This is a genomic window from Kitasatospora sp. NPDC004723 (assembly GCF_040609255.1).
Taxonomy (GTDB): domain Bacteria; phylum Actinomycetota; class Actinomycetes; order Streptomycetales; family Streptomycetaceae; genus Kitasatospora.
In genome coordinates this window covers 104,849-126,266 of record NZ_JBEXJT010000019.1, presented here as the reverse complement: position 1 = coordinate 126,266, position 21,418 = coordinate 104,849, and the positions used below count along the sequence as shown (strand labels likewise).

General features: G+C 73.5%; 14 protein-coding genes. 6 read left to right on the top strand and 8 right to left on the bottom strand.

Annotated features, from left to right (window positions below; all coding sequences use genetic code 11):
* Positions 1 to 19: 19 nt before the first annotated feature.
* Positions 20 to 1,201 carry an agmatine deiminase family protein gene (locus ABZW10_RS20225; protein ID WP_355367420.1) on the bottom strand — a complete coding sequence of 394 codons (1,182 nt, stop codon included), beginning with the start codon at positions 1,199 to 1,201 and terminating at the stop codon, positions 20 to 22.
* 306 nt (positions 1,202 to 1,507) lie between these two features.
* On the opposite strand from ABZW10_RS20225, the gene ABZW10_RS20220 reads away from it, so the two are divergent.
* Complete coding sequence (locus ABZW10_RS20220; protein ID WP_355367417.1) at positions 1,508 to 2,671, top strand: agmatine deiminase family protein; 1,164 nt, start codon at positions 1,508 to 1,510, stop codon at positions 2,669 to 2,671.
* A 49-nt stretch (positions 2,672 to 2,720) separates the two neighbouring features.
* Here ABZW10_RS20220 and ABZW10_RS20215 read toward each other — a convergent pair whose 3' ends face one another.
* From ABZW10_RS20215 to ABZW10_RS20195, 5 genes are all read right to left on the bottom strand, one after another.
* A complete protein-coding gene (locus ABZW10_RS20215; RefSeq protein ID WP_355367415.1) occupies positions 2,721 to 3,758 on the bottom strand; it encodes an agmatine deiminase family protein in 1,038 nt (345 codons plus the stop codon).
* A 133-nt stretch (positions 3,759 to 3,891) separates the two neighbouring features.
* Positions 3,892 to 4,470: a TetR/AcrR family transcriptional regulator gene (locus ABZW10_RS20210; protein WP_355367412.1), complete on the bottom strand. Its 579-nt coding sequence runs from the start codon at positions 4,468 to 4,470 to the stop codon at positions 3,892 to 3,894.
* A 70-nt stretch (positions 4,471 to 4,540) separates the two neighbouring features.
* Positions 4,541 to 5,320: an FAD:protein FMN transferase gene (locus ABZW10_RS20205; RefSeq protein WP_355367409.1), complete on the bottom strand. Its 780-nt coding sequence runs from the start codon at positions 5,318 to 5,320 to the stop codon at positions 4,541 to 4,543.
* 7 nt (positions 5,321 to 5,327) lie between these two features.
* A complete protein-coding gene (locus tag ABZW10_RS20200; protein WP_355367406.1) occupies positions 5,328 to 5,792 on the bottom strand; it encodes an FMN-binding protein in 465 nt (154 codons plus the stop codon).
* An 89-nt stretch (positions 5,793 to 5,881) separates the two neighbouring features.
* Complete coding sequence (locus ABZW10_RS20195) at positions 5,882 to 7,243, bottom strand: ferredoxin reductase family protein (protein ID WP_355367403.1); 1,362 nt, start codon at positions 7,241 to 7,243, stop codon at positions 5,882 to 5,884.
* 233 nt (positions 7,244 to 7,476) lie between these two features.
* Between ABZW10_RS20195 and ABZW10_RS20190 the strand changes: the two genes are divergently transcribed.
* Positions 7,477 to 8,193, top strand: a complete 717-nt coding sequence (locus tag ABZW10_RS20190; RefSeq protein WP_355367400.1) for a response regulator transcription factor — start codon at positions 7,477 to 7,479, stop codon at positions 8,191 to 8,193.
* Positions 8,190 to 9,731: a HAMP domain-containing sensor histidine kinase gene (locus ABZW10_RS20185; protein WP_355367397.1), complete on the top strand. Its 1,542-nt coding sequence runs from the start codon at positions 8,190 to 8,192 to the stop codon at positions 9,729 to 9,731. Before ABZW10_RS20190 ends, ABZW10_RS20185 begins: the two co-directional genes overlap by 4 nt.
* On the opposite strand, the gene ABZW10_RS20180 is transcribed toward ABZW10_RS20185, so the two are convergent.
* Positions 9,722 to 10,882, bottom strand: coding sequence for an iron-containing alcohol dehydrogenase (locus ABZW10_RS20180; RefSeq protein ID WP_355367394.1), 1,161 nt, complete (start codon positions 10,880 to 10,882; stop codon positions 9,722 to 9,724). The genes ABZW10_RS20185 and ABZW10_RS20180 overlap by 10 nt on opposite strands.
* 140 nt (positions 10,883 to 11,022) lie before the next feature.
* Between ABZW10_RS20180 and ABZW10_RS20175 the strand changes: the two genes are divergently transcribed.
* The 3 genes from ABZW10_RS20175 to ABZW10_RS20165 all read left to right on the top strand — a co-directional run bounded on the left by ABZW10_RS20175 (position 11,023) and on the right by ABZW10_RS20165 (position 17,194).
* The gene (locus ABZW10_RS20175) at positions 11,023 to 11,985 is read left to right on the top strand and encodes a LysR family transcriptional regulator (protein ID WP_355367391.1); all 963 of its coding nucleotides are present in this window, start codon (positions 11,023 to 11,025) and stop codon (positions 11,983 to 11,985) included.
* 85 nt (positions 11,986 to 12,070) lie between these two features.
* A complete protein-coding gene (locus ABZW10_RS20170) occupies positions 12,071 to 13,093 on the top strand; it encodes a COX15/CtaA family protein (protein WP_355367388.1) in 1,023 nt (340 codons plus the stop codon).
* Positions 13,094 to 13,303: 210 nt separating this feature from the next.
* Positions 13,304 to 17,194 (top strand): hypothetical protein, encoded by a 3,891-nt coding sequence (locus tag ABZW10_RS20165; RefSeq protein WP_355367385.1) that lies wholly within the window; start codon positions 13,304 to 13,306, stop codon positions 17,192 to 17,194.
* A gap of 289 nt (positions 17,195 to 17,483) precedes the next feature.
* Here ABZW10_RS20165 and ABZW10_RS20160 read toward each other — a convergent pair whose 3' ends face one another.
* Positions 17,484 to 21,326, bottom strand: a complete 3,843-nt coding sequence (locus ABZW10_RS20160) for an RICIN domain-containing protein (protein WP_355367382.1) — start codon at positions 21,324 to 21,326, stop codon at positions 17,484 to 17,486.
* Positions 21,327 to 21,418: the final 92 nt, after the last annotated feature.

Here is a 21,418-nt window from a genome sequence, read left to right as displayed (position 1 = left end):
GACGGAATGGGCGACGGGGTCAGCCGGCGGGCTGGTCGTGGGTGGAGCAGTGGATGCCGCCGCCGCCGGAGGCCAGGGTGTCGATCTGCAGCGGGACGATCTCGCGCCCGGGGAACAGCTCCCGGAAGACCTCCTGGGCGTGCTCGTCGGCCCGGTGGTCGCCGAACAGCGGCAGGTAGACGCCCTTGTTGCCGATGTAGAAGTTCATGTAGGAGGAGACGAAGGCGTCGCCGCGGCCGGTGATCCGGTCCGGGTCGGGCTGCGCGACCTCGATGACCCTGAGCTTCTTGCCGGTGGCGTCGGTGGCCTCGGCGAGGACGGCGCGGGCCTGGTCGGCGGAGCGGGACCAGACGTCCGGCGGGGTGCCGGGGAAGGCCCGGTCCAGCAGGACGACGCCGGGTGCGGCGAAGCGGGCGAGGCAGTCGACGTGGGCGTCGGTGATGTCCTTGCCCCTGACCCCGGCGAGCCAGATGACCTTGCTCAGGCCCAGCGTCCGCTTGAGGTCCGCCTCGACCTGCTCGCGGGTGCGGCCCGGGTTGCGGTTGTCGTTGACGATCGAGCTCTCGGTGATCAGCAGGGTGCCCTGGCCGTCGGTCTCGAAGGAGCCGCCCTCGGCGGTGATCGTGGTCTCGATCCGCTCGATCCCGTACTTCTCCAGGACGGTGCGGGCGACGCGGGCGTCGTTGCCGTGCTCCTGCTTGCGGCCCCAGCCGTTGAAGTTGAAGTCGACGCCCTTGGCCCTGCCGCCCTCCTCGACGAAGACCGGCAGGGTGTCGCGGGCCCACAGGTCGTCGACCGGGACGGCGAGCAGCTCGACGTCCTGGCCGCAGGCGTTGCGGGCGGAGGCCTCCTGGCCGGGGCGGACCAGCAGGACCACCGGCTCGCGCTCGCCGATGGCCCGGGCGACCGCGGCGATGTCCTTGCGGACGCCGGTGAGCTGGCTGCCCCAGACGTTCTCGGAGGCGGGCCAGGCCATGAAAGTCCGCTCGTGCTTCTCCCACTCGCCGCCGATCCGGCGCCCCCGCCCGGGGGCGGGGACGGCCGTGGCAGCGGGGGTGGACGGGGTGGACGGGCCCGCTTGGCCGGCCGGGTCGGTCAGCTCGTCGATGCCGGGAAGGCAGGCGCTCGCGCCGAGGGCGATCAGGCCGGCGCCGGTGAGGGAACGCAGCACCGTGCGGCGCGCGAGGGGGGAGTGGGACACGGAGGCCTCCGTCGGGGCTCGGGGTGGGTCGGTCCGGTGGAAAGGCGGGGCGCCGGGGAGCGGCGTGCACGGGCACCGGGCGGGCGGCGGGCGGACTCGCCCGGCATCGCCCGGACTGAACTGTCGCACTGACTGAAAAATCAGTCAAACTCACGGAAGGTGCTGCGCGCCCCGGCTCCCGGGGTGCGGGGCGCGGAAGGCCGGGCCGCGGATTCCCCCCGAACGGCGGATGCGTGCCGGGCCGGGTCCCGCCCCGGTCGTCAGTAGCCTGCGGGAACCCCGCCCCACCGACCGGAACGAGGCCCCATGGCTCATCCACGGCCCTCCCGCCGCTCGCTGCTCCGGTCCGGGGCGGCGCTCGCCGCACTGGCCCTGGCCGGCGGCTGCTCCTCCGGCAGCGGCGAGGAGCAGCCGTCCGACTCCGGGACCGGGGCGGCCACTACGGCGGCGGACACCGGTTCGGCGGTCCGGCGCGCCATGCCGGCCGAGTCCGCCCCGCACACCCGCACCTTCATGGCCTGGCCGGCCCTGGAGGAGGTGTGGGGCGACCAACTGCCCGGCGTCCGGCAGGACATCGCGGGTCTGGCCCGGGCCGTGGCCGGGTTCGAGCCGGTGGTGCTGCTGGCCCGCCCCGACCAGGCCGAGCAGGCCCGCCGGGCCTGCGGTTCCTCGGTGGAGGTGCTGGACCTGATGGTCGACGACCTGTGGGCCCGGGACACCGGACCGACCTTCGTCACCGGCCCGCAGGGACTCGCCGGGGTCGACCTCGACTTCAACGGGTGGGGCGGCAAGCAGACCCACGCCAACGACGCCCAGGTCGCCCGCAGCCTCCTGGCCCACTACGGCATCACCCGCGTCCAGGCGCCGATCACCGGCGAGGGCGGCGGCATCGAGGTGGACGGGGAGGGCACGCTGATGGCCACCGAGAGCTCCTGGGTGAACGAGAACCGCAACCCCGGCGTCTCCCGCGACCGGATCGAGGCGGCCTTCAAGGAACTGCTCGGCGTCGAGAAGGTGATCTGGCTCCCGGGCGTCGCCGGGCAGGACATCACCGACTGCCACGTGGACGCGCTCGCCCGCTTCGCCGAGCCCGGCACCGTCCTGCTGCACCGCCCCGCCGCCGACACCCCGCCGGACGTCTGGACCACGGCCTCGGCGCAGGCGCGCCAGGTGCTCGGCTCCGCGACCGACGCCAAGGGGCGCCCGCTGCGGGTGGTGGACCTGCCGGAGCCGGACTTCGAGCTGATCCAGGGCGGGGGCAAGGACTTCCTCGCCACCTACATCAACTACTACGTCTGCAACGGCGGCGTGATCGTCCCGCGCTTCGGGGACCGGGCCGCGGACGACCGGGCGGCTGGGGTCGTCGGCGAGCTGCACCCCGGGCGCACGGTCACCCAGGTCGACATCAACCACATCGCGGCGGGCGGCGGCGGCATCCACTGCGCCACCCAGCAGCAGCCCGCGCTCTGAGGCCCCGGCGCCGGTCCCGGTGCGCGCGCCGGGACCGGCCCCGACGCCCTCAGGGCAGCGGCTCGTGCATGGTCGAGCAGTGGATGCCGCCGCCGCCGGCCATCAGGCGGTCGACGTCGAGCTGCACCACCTCGCGGCCCGGGAAGGCGGCGGCGAGCGCCTCCCCGGCGGCGGCGTCCTTGCGGGCGTCGCCGAACTGGGTGGTGATCACGCCGCCGTTGACCAGGTGGAAGTTGAGGTAGGAGTCGACGAACCTGGAGCTGCGGGAGCGCACGGTGTCCGGGCCGTGCACGGGGACGACCTGGAGGCGGCGGCCCCGGGCGTCGGTGGCGGCGGACAGCAGGGCGAACTGCTCGCGGGCGTCCCGGGCCCAGACGTCGTCCCGGTCGGGCGGCGGCAGCTGGACCATCACCACGCCGGGGCGCACGAAGCGGGAGGTGACGTCGACGTGGTCGTCGGTGACGTCCCGGCCCTTGATGCCCGGCAGCCAGATCATGGTGTCCGCGCCGTAGGCCTCCAGGACGGCGTCCTCGATCTCGTCCCGGCTCATCCCGCGGTTGCGGTTCTTGTTGACCAGGCTGCTCTCGGTGGCCATCACGGTGCCGTCGCCGTCGGTCTCGATCGCGCCGCCCTCGCCGACGAAGTCCGCGTAGGAGTGGTGCAGCCCCCGGCGGGTGGCGAGCCGCTCGGCGACCCGGGCGTCGTCGTGGTGGACCTGCTTGTTGCCCCAGCCGTTGAAGTTGAGGACCACGGCGTCCAGGCCGCCGTAGCCGTCGCGGCGGAACACCGGGGCGATGTCGCGCATCCACAGGTCGTCGGTGGGGATCGCGGTGATCACCTCGACGCCGGAGCCGCACATCGACCGGGCCTTGCCCGCCGTCCAGTCGTCGGGGGCGCACATCACCACCGGCTCGAACTCGGCGACCGTCCGGGCGATCAGCGCGATGTCCTGCTGGACCCCGCCCAGTCGCAGTCCCCACACGCCGCGCCGGGACGGCCAGGACATCCAGGTCCGCGCGTGCGGGACGTCGTCCGCCGGTACCCGGGGGAAGGGCCCGGTGGACCGGTCGTCGCGGTCGTGGCTCATGAGGGTCTCCAGATCGTGCGGCGTGCCGCCCCAGCGTCGCACTGGCTGAAAAGTCAGTCAAACCGGCGGGCCGCGGAACGACGGATCGGTGAGCGGCGAGGTACGCCGTGCGACGGCCCGGCGGTCGGGCCCCTCAGGACCCGAGCCGGGCCACCTCGGTGTCGATCGCATCGGTCATCAGCGTCCGGGCGTGCGTCAGCGGCAGGCTGCCGCTCAGCCAGCGGGTGCTCAGCCCCTCCAGCAGCGCGGTCAGCCGCTCCGCCGCACCCGCCAGCGCGACCGCCGAGGACATCGGCTGCACCGCGCCGAGCAGCTCGGCGATCTCCTGCACCCAGATCCGGGTGGCCCGCGCCAGGTCCTCGCGCAGGGTCTCGTCGAACACCGCGCTCGCCCGCAGCTCGCCCCAGGCGGTGCTGTTCTCCCGCACCTCGACGGTGTCCTGGAGTTCCAGCAGCAGCGTCTGCTCCAGCTCCTCGCGGGCCGTCGGCGGCGGCGCGTCCGCGGCGCGCTCGGCGGTGTACCGCTCCGCGCGGTCGTTGATGAACTCCAGCGTCTGCTTGAGGATCCCCGTACGGTCCTTGAAGTGGTAGTAGATCAGTGCCGTGGACACCCCCGCCTCGGCGGCGAGTTCCTCCACCCGCAGCCCGCGCACCCCGCGGCGGGCGATCACCCGCGCCGCTGCTTCCAAGATCGACGTTTTACGACTGGCCATGATCCGCCACCCTACCCCGAGGCCGGGCGCGCCCGGGCCGCCTGCTGAAAGTCCCGTCAGCCGGCGGTCGTCAGGCGATGGCCGCCGGGTGCCAGTCGGCCGGGCCGGACGGGGGGAGGTGGCGGGGGAGGCCGTCGGTCCAGCGTTTGGTGCCGTCGGGCAGGATGGCCAGGGCCTCGACCCCGGGTTGCCGGGCGACCCAGGCGAGGGCGCGGTCCGGGCCCATGGCGAAGGCGGCGGTGGTCCAGGCGTCGAGGCGGGCGATGCCGGTGCCCGGGGCCCCGACCAGGGTCAGCGAGGTCAGCCCGGTCGCCGGGCGGCCGGTGTGCGGGTCCACGATGTGCGGGCCGCGTTCGGCGGTGCCGGAGGTGGCCACGGCGAGGTCGCTGCCGCCCAGGACGGCGGCGAGCAGGCCGGGCTGCCACGGGTGGGCCACCCCGACGCGCCACGGGCCGCCCGCCGTCTGCACGTCCCCGCCGCCGCTGACGCAGAACCGCCGCGCGCCGTCGCGGCGCAGCATCCGGGCCGCCTCCTCGACCGCCCAGCCCTTGACCCAGCCGCCCGGGTCGAGGCGGCCGCCCGGCCGGTGGGTGAAGTAGCCGTCGGTCCGCTCGGCGGCCTCGCGGCAGGCGGCCAGCACCTCGTGGACCTCCGGGGCGCAGGCGTCGAGGCCGAGTTCGCCGCGGTCCAGGCGGCTGATCTCGCTGTCCGCCCGGTAGGTGGAGAACAGCGCGTCGATGCGGTGCAGCCGCTCGGCGATCCGCCGCAGCGTCGCCGGGGTGCCCGGGCCGGGGTCGCGGACCACGACGGAGAAGACGGTGCCCATCACGGGTTCGGTGTGGCGCAGCACGGCCGGTTCACCGCCCGGCCCGGTCGAGCGCGCTCTGCAGTGAGCGGACGTAGCCCTGGCTGGTGTACGTCGCGCCGCTGACGACGTCGATCGCGGCGCTCTGGGCGGCGGTCGCCTCCTGGTTGAGCAGGGGCAGCGCCGAGCTGTTGATCTCCCGGTCCCGGCGGTTGTCCGTCGGGTACTCGACCACGTCGACGCCGGTGATCCGGCTGCCGGAGAGGGTGACCCGGACCCGGACCGGCCCGTAGCGCGTGTTCACCGCGTCGCCGGTGATGCTTCGCGTGCCGCCGCCGGTCGCGGCGGCGGCTCCCGGGGACGGCACGGCGGTGCCCGACGGGCCCGTGGTGGTCTCGGGGGTCTCGATCCCGCGCGAGCCGATGACCGCGGGACCGGCGGTCCGCAGCGAGTCGAGGGACAGCAGCAGGACGATTCCGGCCGCGCTGGCGGCGCTTCCGACGACGGCTCGGCGCATGACGGTGACTCCTCGGGGCTGGGTTCGGGGCCCGGCGCGGGACCGGGACACGCAGGTGGGGCTTGGGGACCGGGACGTGGACGCGGAGCTCAGAACGTGAACGACTCGCGGTGGATGCGCCCCCGTCGCACACCGGCGGCCCGCAGCGAACGGACCGCCTCCGCCGTCATCGCCTCCGGCCCGCACAGATAGACCTCGTGGTCGGCGAGGTCGGGGACCAGTCGGGCCAGCGCGGCCCCGAGGTCGCCCACCTGCGCCCGCGACCCGGTCAGCTCGTGGACCCGGGCGCCGCGCCGGCGGGCCACCTCCGCGAACTCCGCTCGGAAGAGCAGGTCCTCCGGCCGCCCGGCCCGCTGCACCAGGGTGAGCTCGCCGGGCATCGTCTCGAACAGGGCCCGCAGCGGGGTGATCCCCACGCCCGCCCCGAGCAGCAGCACCCGGTGCCGGCGTCGGCCGCGCGCGGTGAACGCCCCGTACGGTCCCTCGGCGCGCACCCGGGTGCCGGGGCACAGCGCGGCCACCGCCGCACTGTGGTCGCCGAGGCCTTTGACGGTGAAGCGCAGGAAGTCCGGGTGCGGCGGGGCGGACAGCGAGTACGGGTTGGCGGCCCAGCGCAGACCGGGTGCGTCGAACTGCAGCCGGAAGAACTGGCCGGCTTCGGCCCGCAGTTCGTCGAGCCGCCGACCGCTCAGGTAGAGCGACACGACGCCGGGGCCCTCGGGGCGCACCTCGGCCACCGTCAGCCGGTGGCGGCGGTCGCGCAGCCACGGCCGGACCAGCCGGTACCAGCCCAGCAGGCCCGCGGTGGCCAGGTACAGGGCGCACCAGGCGGCCGTGGCGAGGCCGCCGCCGAGGTCGGCGCCGGTGGCCAGCTGGTGGCCGAAGGCCAGCGCCACCGCCAGGTAGGTCGACAGGTGGAGGTAGTACCAGGTCTCGTAGGAGAGGCGGCGCCGGGCGGCCCGGGCGGACACCACGCCGGTGCCCAGCATCAGCAGGGTGGCCGCGGTGGCCTTGAGCATCTCCGGGAAGTGGAGGACGATCTCCGCCCCCTCGCCGATCAGCCCCCGGCCGTCGGACAGGGCGTACCCCCAGACGACGGTCAGCACGTGCGCGCTCACCAGGGCCACCAGCCACCGGCCGCCGCGGGCGTGCCAGCGGGTCAGCCGGTCGGCGCCGATCCCGCGCTCCAGCGGCGGCAGCCGGGCGACCAGCAGCAGCAGGACGGGGGCCGCGTACCCGGCGAGCAGCCCGCTGACCCGGCCCGCGGCGGTGGCCCAGCCAGCGACACCGGTGACCGCGGTGGTGCCGGTCCACCACAGGGCGACGGCACCGGCCGCGCCCGCGGCGACCAGCCCCAGGACGGCCGCCGGTGCGGCGGCGCGCGGACGGCGCGGCGCGGCCCGGTGGTCCGGACGCGGACGGCGCGGGCGCGGCGGGGCGATGGTGGCCATGCGGATCTCCTCCCTACTGCCGGCGGCGCGGGGCCACCGGGGTGATCACCATGGCACCGTTGGCTCTCAGCCGGCTCTGAACCGCCGCGGGTTCCCCCGGGCCGCAGGGCATCGCCGCAGCTCACAGGGGGTTCCCCGGATCCCGGGGTCGCCGCGGTCTCATGGCTTTCTCACCTCGCCGTGGCCACAATGAGCGGCGAGCACGGCAGAACAGCGGGAACAGAGGGAGCAGCATGGACGACACCGCCGATCCGCGCGCCTGGCGGATCCTCGTGGTGGACGACGAACCCGATCTGGTCGAGGTCGTCTGCGGCGCGGTCCGCTACGAGGGCTGGCGGGCCCGCGGCGAGGGCACGGGTCTGGCGGCCGTCCGGGCCGCGGCGTCCTGGCGGCCGCACGCCATCGTGCTCGACATGATGCTCCCCGACCTCGACGGCCTGGAGGTGCTGCGCCGCGTCCACCGGGAGCAGCCCGAGGTCCGGGTGCTCTTCCTCACCGCCCGGGACACCGTGGAGGACCGCATCGCCGGCATCGCCGCGGGCGGCGACGACTACGTGACGAAGCCGTTCAGCCTGGCCGAGGTCGTCGTCCGGCTGCGCGGGCTGCTGCGCCGCGCCACCCCGGCGGGGCTGGCGCACCCGCCGCCGGAGCACGCGCTGGTGCTCGGCGACCTCGTGCTCGACGAGCGGGCGCGCGAGGTCAGCCGGGGCGGCGACACCATCGAGCTGAGCCCCACCGAGTACGCCCTGCTGGCGCATCTGATGCACCACCCGCGGCAGGTGTTGAGCAAGGCGCAGATCCTCGACGCCGTCTGGTCCTACGACTTCGGCGGGCAGGCCCACGTGGTGGAGCTGTACATCAGCTACCTGCGCAAGAAGCTGGACGCCGGCCGGCCGCCGATGATCCACACGGTGCGCGGGGCCGGCTACCTGATCAAGGCGGCGGTGTGAGCGCCGCGCCGCCCGGCCGGGCCGCCCGGTTGGTCCCGCGGACCCTGCGCGCCCGGCTGATCGCCGGACTGCTGGTGCTCCTGGTGGCGACCTGCGCCGCCGTCGGCCTGGCCACCACCGCGGCGCTGCGCCACTTCCTGGTGGACCGGCTGGACCAGCAGCTCGCCGACACCGGCGGACGCTACGCGGCCAGCCTGGAGCACGCCGGACGGGACGGCGACACCAGGGCTCAGGCGCCCGGTACCTTCGGCGCCCGCCTGGTGGACGGCCGGGTCACCGCGGCCGGCGTCGTCGACGGCGACGCCGACGACGCGGACCAGCCCAACGCGGACGACCGGCTGGCCCTGCCGCCGGCCGAGCAGCACGCCCTGGCCGCGCTGGTGCCCGGCGGCCCGGCCCGCACCGTCGACCTGGGCGGCACGGCGGGGGACTACCGCGTGCGGGCCACGGCCGGCCGGGACGGCGACGTGCTGGTCGCCGGGCTGCCGCTGCGCCCGGTGGAGGACACCGTCGACCGGCTGGTGACGCTGGAGCTCACGGTGTTCGCGCTGGCCGCCGCCGGGGCGGGCGTGGTGGGGGCGCTCTGGGTCCGCTGGGCGCTGCGCCCGCTGGACCGGGTGGTGCGGACCGCCGAGCGGGTCGGCGCGCTGCCGCTCGCCAGCGGCGCCGTGACCCTCGCCGAGCGGGTCCCGGACGAGGACCCGCGCACCGAGGTCGGCCGGGTCGGCATCGCCCTCAACCGGATGCTCGACCACCTGGGTGCCGCCCTCGCCCGACGGCACGCGGTCGAGGAACGGCTACGGGCGTTCGCCGCCGACGCCAGCCACGAGCTGCGTACCCCCCTGGCCGCGGTCCGCGGGCACGCCGACCTGGCCCTGCGCCACCCTGGCGAGGTGCCCGAGCCCGTGCGCCACTCGCTGGAGCGGATCAGCGCGGCGGCGCACCGGACGGGGACGATCGTCGAGGACCTGCTGCTGCTCGCCCGGCTGGACGCCGGCCGCCCACTGGCCGAGGAGGAGGCCGACCTGACGCTGATCGCCCTGGACGCGCTCGCGGATGCCCGGGCCGCCGGGCCGGAGCACGACTGGCGACTCGTCCTGCCCGAAGAGCCGGTGCTGGTGCGCGGGGACGCGCACCGGCTGACCCAGGTGGCGGCCAACCTGCTGGCGAACGCCCACACCCACACCCCGCCCGGCAGCGAGGTCGAGCTCAGTCTGACGCGGTCGGCCGGGCAGGTCCGGCTGGCCGTCGCCGACAACGGCCCCGGGATCGCGCCCGAGCTGATCGACCGGGTCTTCGAGCGCTTCGTCCGCGGCGACCGGGCCCGCTCGCGCGCGACCGGGTCGACCGGGCTGGGTCTGTCCATCGTGGCGGCCGTGGTCCGGGCGCACGGTGGCGAGCTGGAGGTGACCAGCCGGCCTGGACGCACCGTGTTCACCGTCCGGCTCCCGGCCGTGGCGCAGCCCGTGGAGCCGGCCGGTACGCCGTCCAGTGCGTCGGGCCGGCCGGGGCCGGCCGACGCGGCGGATCAGGCGTAGATCCGGGCGTACAGCTCTTCGATCTCGGCGGCGGTGGGGACGGCGGGGTTGTTCGCGGGGGAGCCGGAGGCGAGGGCCTGCTCGGCCATCAGCGGGGTGAGGCGGGTCCAGGCGTCCTCGGGGATGCCGTAGCTGCGGGGGGTGGGGACGTCCAGGTCGCGGCAGAGCGCGCGCAGGGCGTCGACCAGCCGGTCGGCGGCCACGTCGTCGGAGTCGGCGGCGCCGGCGGCTCCCAGCGCGCGGGCGCAGTCGGCGTACCGGGCGGGGGCGGCGTGCACCGAGAAGGCGGTCACCGCGGGGAACAGCATCGCGTTCGACAGGCCGTGGGCGACATGGAAGTGGGCGCCGATCGGGCGGCTCATGCCGTGCACCAGGGCGACGCTGGAGTTCGAGAACGCGATGCCGGCCTGGGTCGCGGCGAGCATCATGGCCTCGCGGGCCCCGGCGTCCGACCCGTCCGCGTAGGCGCGGCGCAGGTGGCGGCCGATGGTGCCGATCGCGGTGAGCGCGAGGCCGTCGGCGAACGGGTTGGCCTTGCGGCTCACATAGGCTTCGACCGCGTGGGTGAGGGCATCGATGCCGGTGTCGGCCGTCAGCCGGGGCGGCATCGACATGGTCAGTTCCACGTCGACCACGGCGGCGATCGGCAGGAACGCCGGGCCCGGACAGAGCATCTTCTCGTCCGTGGCGCTGTCGGTGATGACGGTGAACTGGGTCGCCTCCGAGCCGCTGCCCGCGGTGGTGGGCACCGCGATCACCGGCAGCGCCGGCCCCCGGTTGACCCGCGGTGCCTTGTAGTCCCGCATCTCGCCGCCCCGCACGCCCAGCAGGGCGAGCGCCTTGGCGGTGTCCATCGGGCTGCCGCCGCCGAACCCGATGACCGAGTCGGCCTCGTGCTCCTGGAGCGCCTTCACCCCCGCGACCAGCGAGTCGGTGGTCGGGTCGGGCACGGTGTCGGCGAACAGCCGCGGGTGCAGTCCGGCGTCGAGCAGCGTCGTCGTCAGGCGCTGCGCCGCGCCGCTGCCGACCAGGAACGCGTCCGTCACCAGGAGCGGGCGGCTCAGCCCCAGTTCCTTGAGGACGTCGCCCAGTTCGGCGGCGGCGCCGCGGCCGACGCGCAGGATCCGTGGCAGGGAGAGGCCGGCAACCATGGAGCACCCCTCGACGGTGGGAGGAAGACCGACCGGTGTTTCCGGCCGGGGGAGGCTTTCGACTGTGACGCCCGCACGGGCGTGCGTTCAATCGCCAATCACGCAGACGGCGTGTGCGCAAATGCAGATACGCTGACCGCGTGCGCTCCCGCTCCCGCCCGGTCGGCGACCGGCTCCGCGCGGACGACCTCCGCTACCTGCTCGCCGTCGCCCGTACGGGCCGACTGGTGAGCGCCGCCGACGCGCTCGGCGTGGACCACACCACCGTCTCCCGCCGCATCGCCGCCCTGGAGAAGGGCCTCGGCGTGCGGCTGATGGAACGCGGTACGGAGGGCTGGGCGCTGACGGACGCGGGCAAGGCCGTCTGCGAGAGCGCGCGGGCGATCGAGGACGCCCTGATCCGCGCCGTCGACGCGGTGTCGGGCCAGGACACGCCGTCGCTGCACGGCACCGTCCGGGTGAGCGCCCCCGACGGCTTCGGCACCGCCTTCGCCACCCCGGCGCTGGCCCGGGTACGCCGCCGCCACCCCCGGCTGCAGGCCGAACTCATCACGGTGACACGGGAGTTGCCGCTGCGTCCGGCCGGCTTCGACCTCGCCCTGACCATCGGCAGGCCACCGCGAAGCCGACTGGTGACCGAGCACCTCACCGACTACGCGCTCGGCCTGTACGCCGCCGACGACTACCTCGCGCGGTGCGGCAGCCCCGGCTCGGCCGCCGAGCTGAGGGAGCATCCGCTGGTCTTCTACATCGAGTCGATGCTCCAGGTCGGCGACCTCGACATCGAACGCCACCTGCCGGGCATCACGCCCGCCTTCTCCTCCACCAACGTCTTCGCCCAGGTCGAGGCCACCCGCCTGGGGGCCGGCGTCGGCGTGCTGCCCGCCTTCCTCGCCGAACGGGCCGGGCTGCGGCGGCTGCTGGCCGACGAGGTCGACATCCGGCTGCCGATCACGCTGGCCGTACGGCGGGAGGCGGTGACCCTGCCCGCCGTCCGGGCCGTGCGCGACGCCCTGCACCGGGAGGTCGCCGACCGCGCCGCCGAGCTGCTCCCGGAGGCGGCCGGACCGCCGGTCGGAACGGCCGGGTCGTACCCGCCGTGACGCTGCGGAGGGTTTCGGTCACCCATCCGTAAGGCCGTCGTAGGGTGGGGTCCACCGAACGACGGCTCGATCGAGGATGGCCCGGATGGCACGAACTCCCTTGTCCTGGTTGGCGGAACGCTACACGCTCGGACCGCGCAGCATCCGGGCGGCGGCCGTGGCCTCGGTGGTGGCGGCGATCGGCATCATCATGACCGGCGGCGTCGTCCGGGTCACCGGCTCCGGCCTCGGCTGCCCCGACTGGCCGATGTGCACCGACAGCACGCTCGCGCCGACCGCCGAGATGGGCCTGCACGGCGCGATCGAGTTCTCCAACCGGATGCTCACCAGCGTGCTCTGCGTGGTGGTCGGCTGGGTGATCATCGCCGCCCGGCTGCAGCGCACCCCCATGCCGCAGGTGCTCCGGGGTGGCTGGGCGCAGTTCTGGGTCGTGGTGCTGAACGCGGTGGTCGGCGGCGTCACCGTCTGGCTGACGCTCAGCCCGTACATCGTCGCCACGCACTTCCTGGCCGCGGTGCTGCTGCTCACCACGGCCGTGGTCACCTGGGACGCCACCTTGCACGCCACGTCGGGCGGGGCGATGGGCGAGGCGATGGGCGAGGCGCCGGACGGCGCGCGGACCGCGCCGTCCGAGCGGGCCCGGCGCCTGGCGACGGCGCTGATGGCGGTCGCCGCGGTGATGGTGGTGGCCGGCACGGTCACCAGCGGCACCGGCCCGCACGCCGGCGACTCCTCCGACGTGCCCCGGATCGGCCTGGACTGGACGACGGTGACCGTGGTGCACGGCGTGCTCGCGGCGGCCGTCCTGGTGCTCGCGGCGCTGCTGTTCGCCGCGCTGCGCCCGGACCCGTGCGGCGCCGGCGCCCGGCGTCGCACGGTGGTCTTCCTGGTGGCGCTGGTGGCCCAGGGCCTGCTGGGCGTGGTGCAGTCGCTGACCGCTCTTCCCGCGGCGGCGGTGATCCTGCATCTGCTCGGCGCGGCCATGGTCTGGGTGGGCGCGCTCCGGGTGCTGCTCGCCGTCCGCCCGGCGCGGCGGCCGGCCCCGGCCGGCCCGGAGGCGGCGGCGCTGCCGGCGCCGGTCGTCCGGACCCCCGAGCACGCGGCCTGAGCGGCGCGGCTCGGGGCACGTCGTCGTGTCGGTCGAACAGTCGCTCAGCTGTTCGGCGCCTGTGTCGAACTCGCCGAACGGCGCGAGCCGTCGGGCTGACGTGGCGTCCGGGTGACGGTGCGTTGTACCCGGTGGTGGCGGCCTCCCGATGGGTCATATGACGGTCAGCCAAGATGACAGATAGTAATAATATGTGCACATAGTGTTTTCATGACAAGAGACCTTCGCGGGCCGTCGCGACTTCTGGAGCGCACGGCCCGCCTCGTGACGGCAGCGACCATGCTGGGATTCCTCAGCGCCGGCCTCACCGGCTTACCGGCCCGGGCCGCACCGGCCCCCCAGAAGGCGCCGCCCGTCAGCACGGGCGAGCGCGTCCTGGCGACCGGTACCCCACTTCTGCAGGAGACCTTCACCGGGGCCACGGCGGACTCCCGCTTCACCGCCGTCGGCACGGCGTGCCTCACCGGTGCGCCCATCGGCGCGGCCGGCGCCGGCAGCCATCCGCTCGAAGGCTGCCCGGCGATCGAGGTCGGGCCGGTGCCACCGGTGAACGGAGCGCCGCACGGCTATCTCCAGATCACCGACGCCGCGAACGACCAGAGCGGCGCCGTCCTGTTCGACCAGGCACTGCCGGCCGGCAACGGTCTGGATGTCTCCTTCGACCAGTGGCAGTACGGCAGCACCACCCCCGCCACCCCGGCCGACGGCATCTCCTTCTTCCTGGTCAACGGCGACACCGCGCTCGCCCACCCCGGGGCCTTCGGCGGCAGCCTCGGCTACGCCCAGAAGCTGCCCGACGACAACCCGAACCTCGACTTCCTGCCCGGCGTCGACCGCGGCTACCTGGGCGTCGGGCTGGACGTCCTCGGCAACTACTTCGGCGACTGGGAACAGCGCGGCAACGGCTGCGCGACACGCTCGCCGGCCGGCACCGGGTTCCGCATCCCGGCGCCCGGCGCCAACATGGTCACCGTCCGCGGCCCCGGCGACGGCACCACCGGCTACTGCTTCCTGACCGCCACGACCAGCAACTTCACCACCACCGGCCCCTGGCCCTCCACCCTGCCGGGCCAGTTGCAGGGCCCGCTGACGGTGCTGCCGCCCGCGGTGACCCCGGCCCAGGCCGAGACTCTGCTGGAGCCCTCGCGCCGCCGGGTGAACGTGCACCTGACGCCGGCGCCCTCCCCGGTGCTGACGGTCGGCGTCGACTTCAACGACGGCACCGGTCCGCACCAGGTGCTGTCGACCCCCGCCCCGACGCCCGTTCCCTCCACCTACAAGTTCGGCTTCGCCGGCTCCACCGGCGCATTTACCGATGTGCACCTGATCCGCAACGTCACGGTGAGCACGGACCAGCCGCTGCCCGAGCTGAACCTGGTGAAGCAGGTCCGCGAGCCGCTGCCCGGACTGATCACGGTCGGCACACCGGTGCCGTACGACTTCGTGGTGACCAACGCCGGCACCGTGCCGATCGACAACCTGGGCGTCAACGACCCCAAGGTCGGACCGGTCAGCTGCCCGGTGTCCACGCTCGCCCCCCACACGACCGTCACCTGCACGGCCACCTACCTGGTGACCGCCGCCGACGCGCAGTCCGGCCACATCGCCAACACCGCCGTGGCCACCGGCACCGCCGACGGCACCCCGGTCGAGTCCCCGCCGTCCTCGGAGAACGTCCCGGTCGTGGCCCCGCCCGGCATCCACCTGACCAAGCACGTCGACGCCCCGGGGCCGTTCGCCGTCGGCGACACCGTGCCGTACACGTATGTGGTCACCAACACGGGTGGCGTCCAGGTCGACGCCGTCGGCATCACGGACGACAAGGTCACCGGCATCACCTGCGCCGCCACCACGCTGGCCCCGGCCGGCAGCCCCGGCGACAGCACCACCTGCCACGGCACCTACGTCATCACCCAGCCGGACGCCGACGCCGGCGAGGTCACCAACCACGCCCACGCCACCGGCACGGCCAACGGATCCCCGGTCGCCTCCCCGCCGACCCAGGCCACCGTCGAGGTGGTGTCCACGTCGAGTCTGGGGCTGATGAAGCAGGCGAGCACCCCCGGTCCGGTGAACGTGGGTGACACCATCACCTACACGTACACGGTCACCAACACGGGCGTGACGACGCTTCACAGCGTGAAGGTCACCGACGACCACGTCACGCCGGTGGACTGCCCCACGGCGACCCTCATTCCCGCGCAGGTCATGATGTGCACCGGAAGCTATGTGGTGACGGCCGCGGACGCGGTGCTGGGACACGTCACCAATGTGGCGCTGGCGAGCGGCCTCAACCCGCTGGGGCTGCCCGTCGAGAGTCCTCCGGCGCAGGTCACGGTGCCGGTCACGGCTGTGGCGAGCCTGTCGCTGGCGAAGAAGGCGAGCACTGCCGGTCCGGTGAGTGTGGGTGACACGATCACGTACACGTACACGGTGGCCAATACGGGTACGGCTGCGGTGCATGACCTGACGGTGACGGATGACCGGGTGTCGTCGGTGAGTTGTGGGTTGACGACGTTGGCGGCTGGTCAGAGTACGACGTGCACCGGTACGTATGTGGTGACCACTGCTGATGCGGTGGCCGGTCATGTGCTGAACGTGGCGACGGCGAACGGTTTCAACCCGCAGGGTGAGCCGGTGGCGAGTCCTCCGGCGGAGGAGACGGTGCCGGTCGTGTCGGTGGCGATTCTGTCGCTGGCGAAGAAGGCGAGCACTGCCGGTCCGGTGAGTGTGGGTGACACGATCACGTACACGTACACGGTGGCCAATACGGGTACGGCTGCGGTGCATGACCTGACGGTGACGGATGACCGGGTGTCGCCGGTGAGTTGTGGGTCGACGACTCTTACTGCCGGCCAGAGCACGACCTGCTCCGGCAGCTACGTCGTGACCACTGCTGATGCGGTGGCCGGTCATGTGCTGAACGTGGCGACGGCGAATGGCTTCAACCCGCAGGGTGAGCCGGTGGCGAGTCCTCCGGCGCAGGAGAACGTCCCCGTCGCATCTGCGGCGAGCCTGTCGCTGACGAAGAAGGCGAACACTGCCGGTCCGGTGAGTGTGGGTGACACGATCACGTACACGTACACGGTGACCAATACGGGTACGGCTGCGGTGCACGACCTGACCGTCACCGATGACCATGTCTCGCCGGTGACCTGCTCGGCGACGACCGTTGCCGCCGGTCGGAGCACGACCTGCACCGGCAGCTACCTGGTGACGGCCGCCGATGCGGCGGCGGGACACGTCACCAATGTCGCGACGGCGAACGGTCTCAACCCGCAGGACCAGCCGGTGCAGAGCCCGCCCGCGCAGGAGACGGTGACGGTCACGTCCGTGGCGAGCCTCTCCCTGACGAAGAAGGCCAACACCGCCGGTCCCGTCAACGTGGGTGACACGATCACGTACACGTACACGGTGACCAACACCGGTACGGCTGCGGTGCACGACCTGACCGTGACCGACGACCGGGTCTCGCCGATCACCTGCTCGGCGACGACTCTTGCGGCCGGTCGGAGCACGACGTGCACGGGTACCTACGTGGTGACGGCTGCCGACGCGGCAGCCGGCAGCGTGACCAACCACGCCACGGCCAACGGTCTGGACCCGCAGGACCGACCCGTCCAGAGCCCGCCGGCGCAGAGCACGGTGACGGTGAAGGGCATGACGTCGAGCCTGTCGCTGACCAAGGAGGCCGACACGCCCGGCCCGGTGCACCCCGGTGACACGATCACGTACACCTACACGGTCACCAACACCGGCACGACCACGCTGACCGACCTGACCATCAGCGACGACCGGGTCTCGGACATCAGCTGCGTCGAGACGACCCTCGCTCCCGGGCAGAGCACGACCTGCACCGGCAGCTATGTGGTCACCGAGCAGGACGCCAAGGAGGGACACGTCACCAACCGGGCGACGGCCAATGCCTTCGACCCGGACTGCCGGCCCGTCCAGAGCCCGCCCGTCGAGCTCTGCATCACCGTCGAGGAGTGCCCGCCTCCGCCGCACCACGGCTACGAGTCCGAGCGTCCTGAGTACCTCGACTACATCGATCACCTCGACTACTTCCGCTACTTCGGCTACCTCGCCGAGGCCGCGTGATACGCGGGCGATCCGGGTCGATCGGGTCGATAGCCGGCCGGGGCCCGGCAACCGGTCCGTCGCCGTCGCTCCGGCGGCGTCGGGCGGTGCCTCCCGGGTGCCCCTCCTGCCAGGTCGCACGGCCGCCTCCGCGACCTCGTTCTGACGGGGCAGCGGCCCCACCGGCGATCCGCCGGTGGGGCCGCTGCGGCATCGCCACGGGCCCGACGGGTCCGCGGCGATGCGAAGCGCCCGCCCGTGCGCGCTCCCTGTGGAGGCGCGGACGGGCGGGCCGAGGTGTGTCAGGGGGTCAGATCTTGGACTCGAGGTTCAGGGTCCACTGCTGGTGGGGCTTGGAGGCCTGGCAGTCCCAGATGCCGAGGCGGATGGCCTGGGCGGGGTTCTCCTGGGGGCGTTCCAGGCAGCGGCCGACGGGGTTGGAGGTCGTGACGGTGGCCGGGAGGTAGATCCGGCCGTCGGAGGTCGTCGCCCACTTCTGGGACGGCTTGTTGTCGCAGACGGCGAGGACGGCCGCGGCGCCGTTGACGAGTGCCGGGTCCTGCGCGGTCAGGCAGTAACCGGCGGCGCGGATCGTGCCGTCGATGCCGAAGGTGAACCGCTGGTTGGGGGTGTCCCAGCAGGCGTAGGAGGTGATCGCGGCCCCGCTGCGCGCCCCGCCCTCGGCGTCGACGCACTGCCAGGAGACCTGGTTGGAGTGCACGGAGACGCTGGTGTTGGCATTGCCCATGGTCGATACGCCGGTGAAGCCGGTGACCTTGCCCGGGGCCGTGGTGGCGTTGCCTCCGCCGGTCAGGACGGTGACGGTGCCGGAGGTGTTGATGCCCCAGAGGTCGGCGAAGCCGTCGCCGTTGAAGTCGGCGGCGCCGATCTTGGGGTAGGCGGCGGCGGTCAGACCGTCGCCGCGGTCGATCAGCGTGCCGCCGTTGGGCTTGGTCAGCGCGCTGAAGTCGGACTTGCCGTCCGTGGTGCGGGTGATCGGGTAGGAGAAGACGTCACCGGTGGCGCGATGCCGGGCCCAGAGGGTGGCCTGCCACGCGTCGTCGAAGCCGGGAGTCTTGGTCACGCCGTTCGCGGGGCCGGGGTTGATGAGGTCGTAGTCGTCCCAGCTGCCGGTTCCGGGAGCGGTGGGGATGAGCAGCGCCGGGGAGTTGACGTCGTTCCACTTGAGCTCGCTGACGTCGTGCAGCCAGAGCCGGCCGCCCTCGACGGTGAGCGCCGAGGTCTGGCTGATGAGCTTCGTGCGGGCCGGTTCGGTCGAGGTGGCCGGGAAGTTCTGGGTCAGCTCGCCGTCGGGGGTGCCGAGCGCGATCACCTGGCCGACCTGGGACCAGTCGGCGGCGAACGGCCGGTCGGCCGGGCAGCTCAGGCCGGAGGTCGGGACGGCCGCGCAGGCGGTGGACTTCTGCCGGGTCAGCGGAATCTTCGTGTACTGGTCGTACCGGCCGGTGCCGTCGTTGTCGATCAGGTAGAGGTTCTTCTTGAGGTTGGTGTCACGGGTGTTGTGGACGATCAGCTGGTCCAGGTCGCCGACCTCGTTGAGCGTGCCGCGGTGGGTGACCTGGTAGTCGGCCCAGCTCGTGGTGGTGTCGTTGATGTCATTGCGCGGTGCGCTCGCGGCGGTGGCGGTGATGGCGCGCGACGGGTCGTTGTTGCCGCTCAGGGTGCGCAGGTTGCCGGCGGCGTCGGGGGTGACGATGTCGGGGATCTGGTCGCCGTCGGTGTCACCGAAGATCGGGGCGGTGCCGGGCTTCCAGGGGGCGTAGAAGTTGTAGTCGGCGCGCTGGCTGTAGTTGCCCGCGACGTCCATCGCCCAGGCGTAGACGGAGTTGGTGCCCCAGCGGGTGGGGGCGAAGGTGACGGACGAGCCCGCGGCGTGGGTGCCGGGCTGGCCGCACTGCCAGCCGACGACCGGGGTCGGGTCGGTGCTGAAGCGCACGCAGGCCACGCCGGAGGCGCGCAGACCGGCGCCGGGCGCCGGGTCCTCGGCGTTGATGACGAAGGTGCCCGGGTGCTGGGGGTCGTTGGCGAACCGGGTGGGGTGGTCGTTGGGCGTCCCGGACGGCGGGAAGTCCGTCGAGCCGATGCTCACCCGCGGGTTGGTGCGGTCGACGCGGAAGTAGCAGTTGGCGCTGTTCGGAGAGGTGAGGGCCTCGTCGGTGGCCCGGGCGACCCAGCCGTACTGGTGGCCGTCGGCGAGCGAGCCGACCGGCAGGACGAAGCCGGGGTCGTTGTAGCTGCCTCCCCAACCACCGTCCATGATGCTGAAGTTGGGGTCGTTGTCGTCCCAGAGGTGGAAGCCGGTGTAGAGGTTCTGCCCGGCGGGCGACCAGCTGTTGGCCCGCAGCTGGATGTTCTGGTTGTTGCCGATCCAGCCGGGGTTGTCCCACGGGTTGGCGCCGCCGCTGGTGCACTCGGCGGAGGTGTGGCTGTCGGCGAAGCCCGGCGCCGGGATGGTGCGCGGGTACCAGACGGTGGGGGTGATGTCGTAGGTGGTGGCGATGCTGGGGTTACTGGCGATCTTGTGCCGGTAGAGCTTCTCCCACTCGCTCGCCTGCGGGACGATGCCGATGGTCCAGTAGTCCCACTTCTCCGTGGCGTACCACCTCACCCACGCGGAGACGTCGACGGCCAGCGGTCCGGACCCGGTGATGCGCTGGGTGCCGACGTAGTCGCAGCCCTCCATGACCAGGTTGCCGTTGGTGCCGCACGGCTGGTTGTTCCAGTCGCTGGCGTCGTTGATGGTCCGGTCCCGCGGCGCCGAGTAGACGCCGAGGTCGGTGGGGGTGCCGGGGCTGGAGGCTTCGCTGACCTGGCCGTTGAGGATCGAGGTGTACAGGGTGGGCGGGAACTGGGCCCCGTTGGGGATGGTGGAGAGGACCGGGTTGATCCGGATCTTGAAGTAGGCGCGCTCCCGGCCCTCGTACTGGCAGTTCAGGTTCGGGTCGCTGCTGTGGTAGCCGCAGTAGCCGGTGGAGAGGTTGGTCTTCTTGTTGTAGTTCTTGGCGGTCTTGTAGTTCTCCTGGACCTGGACGGAGCCCTCGGAGGAACTGGCGGCCGAGACGAAGGTCGGGTCGAGGAACCAGGGGCCGGTGCCCGAGCCCAGGGCGGCCTGGTCCGGGGTGAGCTCCAGGGCGCCGGCGGTCACGGTCGTGGTGATCGCGGCGAGGTTGGCGCCGTCCCCGGGGCCCTCGGCGGTGGAGGCGGGCGGTGGCGGGGGCGCGTCGGGATCGTTGCGCGCCGCCGCGGACCTGCCCGCCGCGGCCGACTTGCCGGAGGCGGAGGCGGAGGCGGAAGCGGGCGCGGGGCGGGAGGAGTCCCACTGCAGGGCGGCGGCGGAGCGGAAGCGGACGGTGCCGCCGTCGTCCTTGACCTCCACCTCCCCGGAGCCGGTGGTGGAGGCGTTCAACCCTTCGGCCTTGATCGGGAAGCGCAGGGCTTTCAGGGCGGGGCCGGCGGCAGCCTCGGCGGTGCGGACGACGATGACGTCGCGCCAGCCGCCGTCGGTCAGGGCCGTGAGCTGGAGGTCGACGCCCGGCAGCACATCCGGGTAGGTGGCGGTGGCGCCGTCCAGGGTCGGCTTCGGGAGGGGGAACGGGGCGTCGAAGGAGATCTTCTTCCCGTCCTCGGTGGCGAGCGTGGCCATCGGGCCGCGACCGCCGCCGGAGAAGGTCACCGGGGTGGAGGAGACGGCCGGGGCGAGGGTGCCGTCGGGATTGGTGCGCAGCGTCGCGTCGAGCTCGGCCCAGCCGCTGGACCTCCTGGTGCGGACGGGTGCGCTGTGGTCGGTGGTGGTGAGGGTGCCGTCGGGGTTGGCCACGGTCCGGGAGGTCTCCGTGGTCATCGCCTCGACGACCGCCGGCTTGCCGGTCGACTTCGCGGTGGTGACGGCGTCGAGCATGGCCTGCTGCTCGGGGGTGCGCTGCGGTGCGGTACCGGTCGGTGTGACCGGGGCCTGGCTCCCGCCGGCGGGGCCGGGTGCGGCCGCCGCCGTGGCGGCGCCGGTCCCGCCGAGCAGCCCGAGGCCGAGGGCGAGGCTCGTGCCGAGCGCCGCGAGGGCCCGGTTCGGTGACCTGCGGGGGCGGGTGCGAGGTATCCGCTTCGGCGGTGATTGGGTGCTTCTGATGGACGACATCGGTCCCCTCCGGTGAAGCCCGCCCCTCCGGGGCGGCGTGTGCGGGAACGAACGATGCTTGCTGGCCATGGGGTTGGTCAATCCCGTTCGGC

What these genes read in the sequence shown, in the direction of transcription:
- ABZW10_RS20220 (WP_355367417.1), top strand. Translation starts at nt 1,508, where the DNA reads ATGGCTCATCCACGGCCCTCCCGCCGCTCGCTGCTCCGGTCCGGGGCG.
- ABZW10_RS20215 (WP_355367415.1), bottom strand. Translation starts at nt 3,758, where the DNA reads ATGAGCCACGACCGCGACGACCGGTCCACCGGGCCCTTCCCCCGGGTA.
- ABZW10_RS20210 (WP_355367412.1), bottom strand. Translation starts at nt 4,470, where the DNA reads ATGGCCAGTCGTAAAACGTCGATCTTGGAAGCAGCGGCGCGGGTGATC.
- ABZW10_RS20200 (WP_355367406.1), bottom strand. Translation starts at nt 5,792, where the DNA reads ATGCGCCGAGCCGTCGTCGGAAGCGCCGCCAGCGCGGCCGGAATCGTC.
- ABZW10_RS20195 (WP_355367403.1), bottom strand. Translation starts at nt 7,243, where the DNA reads ATGGCCACCATCGCCCCGCCGCGCCCGCGCCGTCCGCGTCCGGACCAC.
- ABZW10_RS20190 (WP_355367400.1), top strand. Translation starts at nt 7,477, where the DNA reads ATGGACGACACCGCCGATCCGCGCGCCTGGCGGATCCTCGTGGTGGAC.
- ABZW10_RS20180 (WP_355367394.1), bottom strand. Translation starts at nt 10,882, where the DNA reads ATGGTTGCCGGCCTCTCCCTGCCACGGATCCTGCGCGTCGGCCGCGGC.
- ABZW10_RS20170 (WP_355367388.1), top strand. Translation starts at nt 12,071, where the DNA reads ATGGCACGAACTCCCTTGTCCTGGTTGGCGGAACGCTACACGCTCGGA.
- ABZW10_RS20165 (WP_355367385.1), top strand. Translation starts at nt 13,304, where the DNA reads ATGACAAGAGACCTTCGCGGGCCGTCGCGACTTCTGGAGCGCACGGCC.
- ABZW10_RS20160 (WP_355367382.1), bottom strand. Translation starts at nt 21,326, where the DNA reads ATGTCGTCCATCAGAAGCACCCAATCACCGCCGAAGCGGATACCTCGC.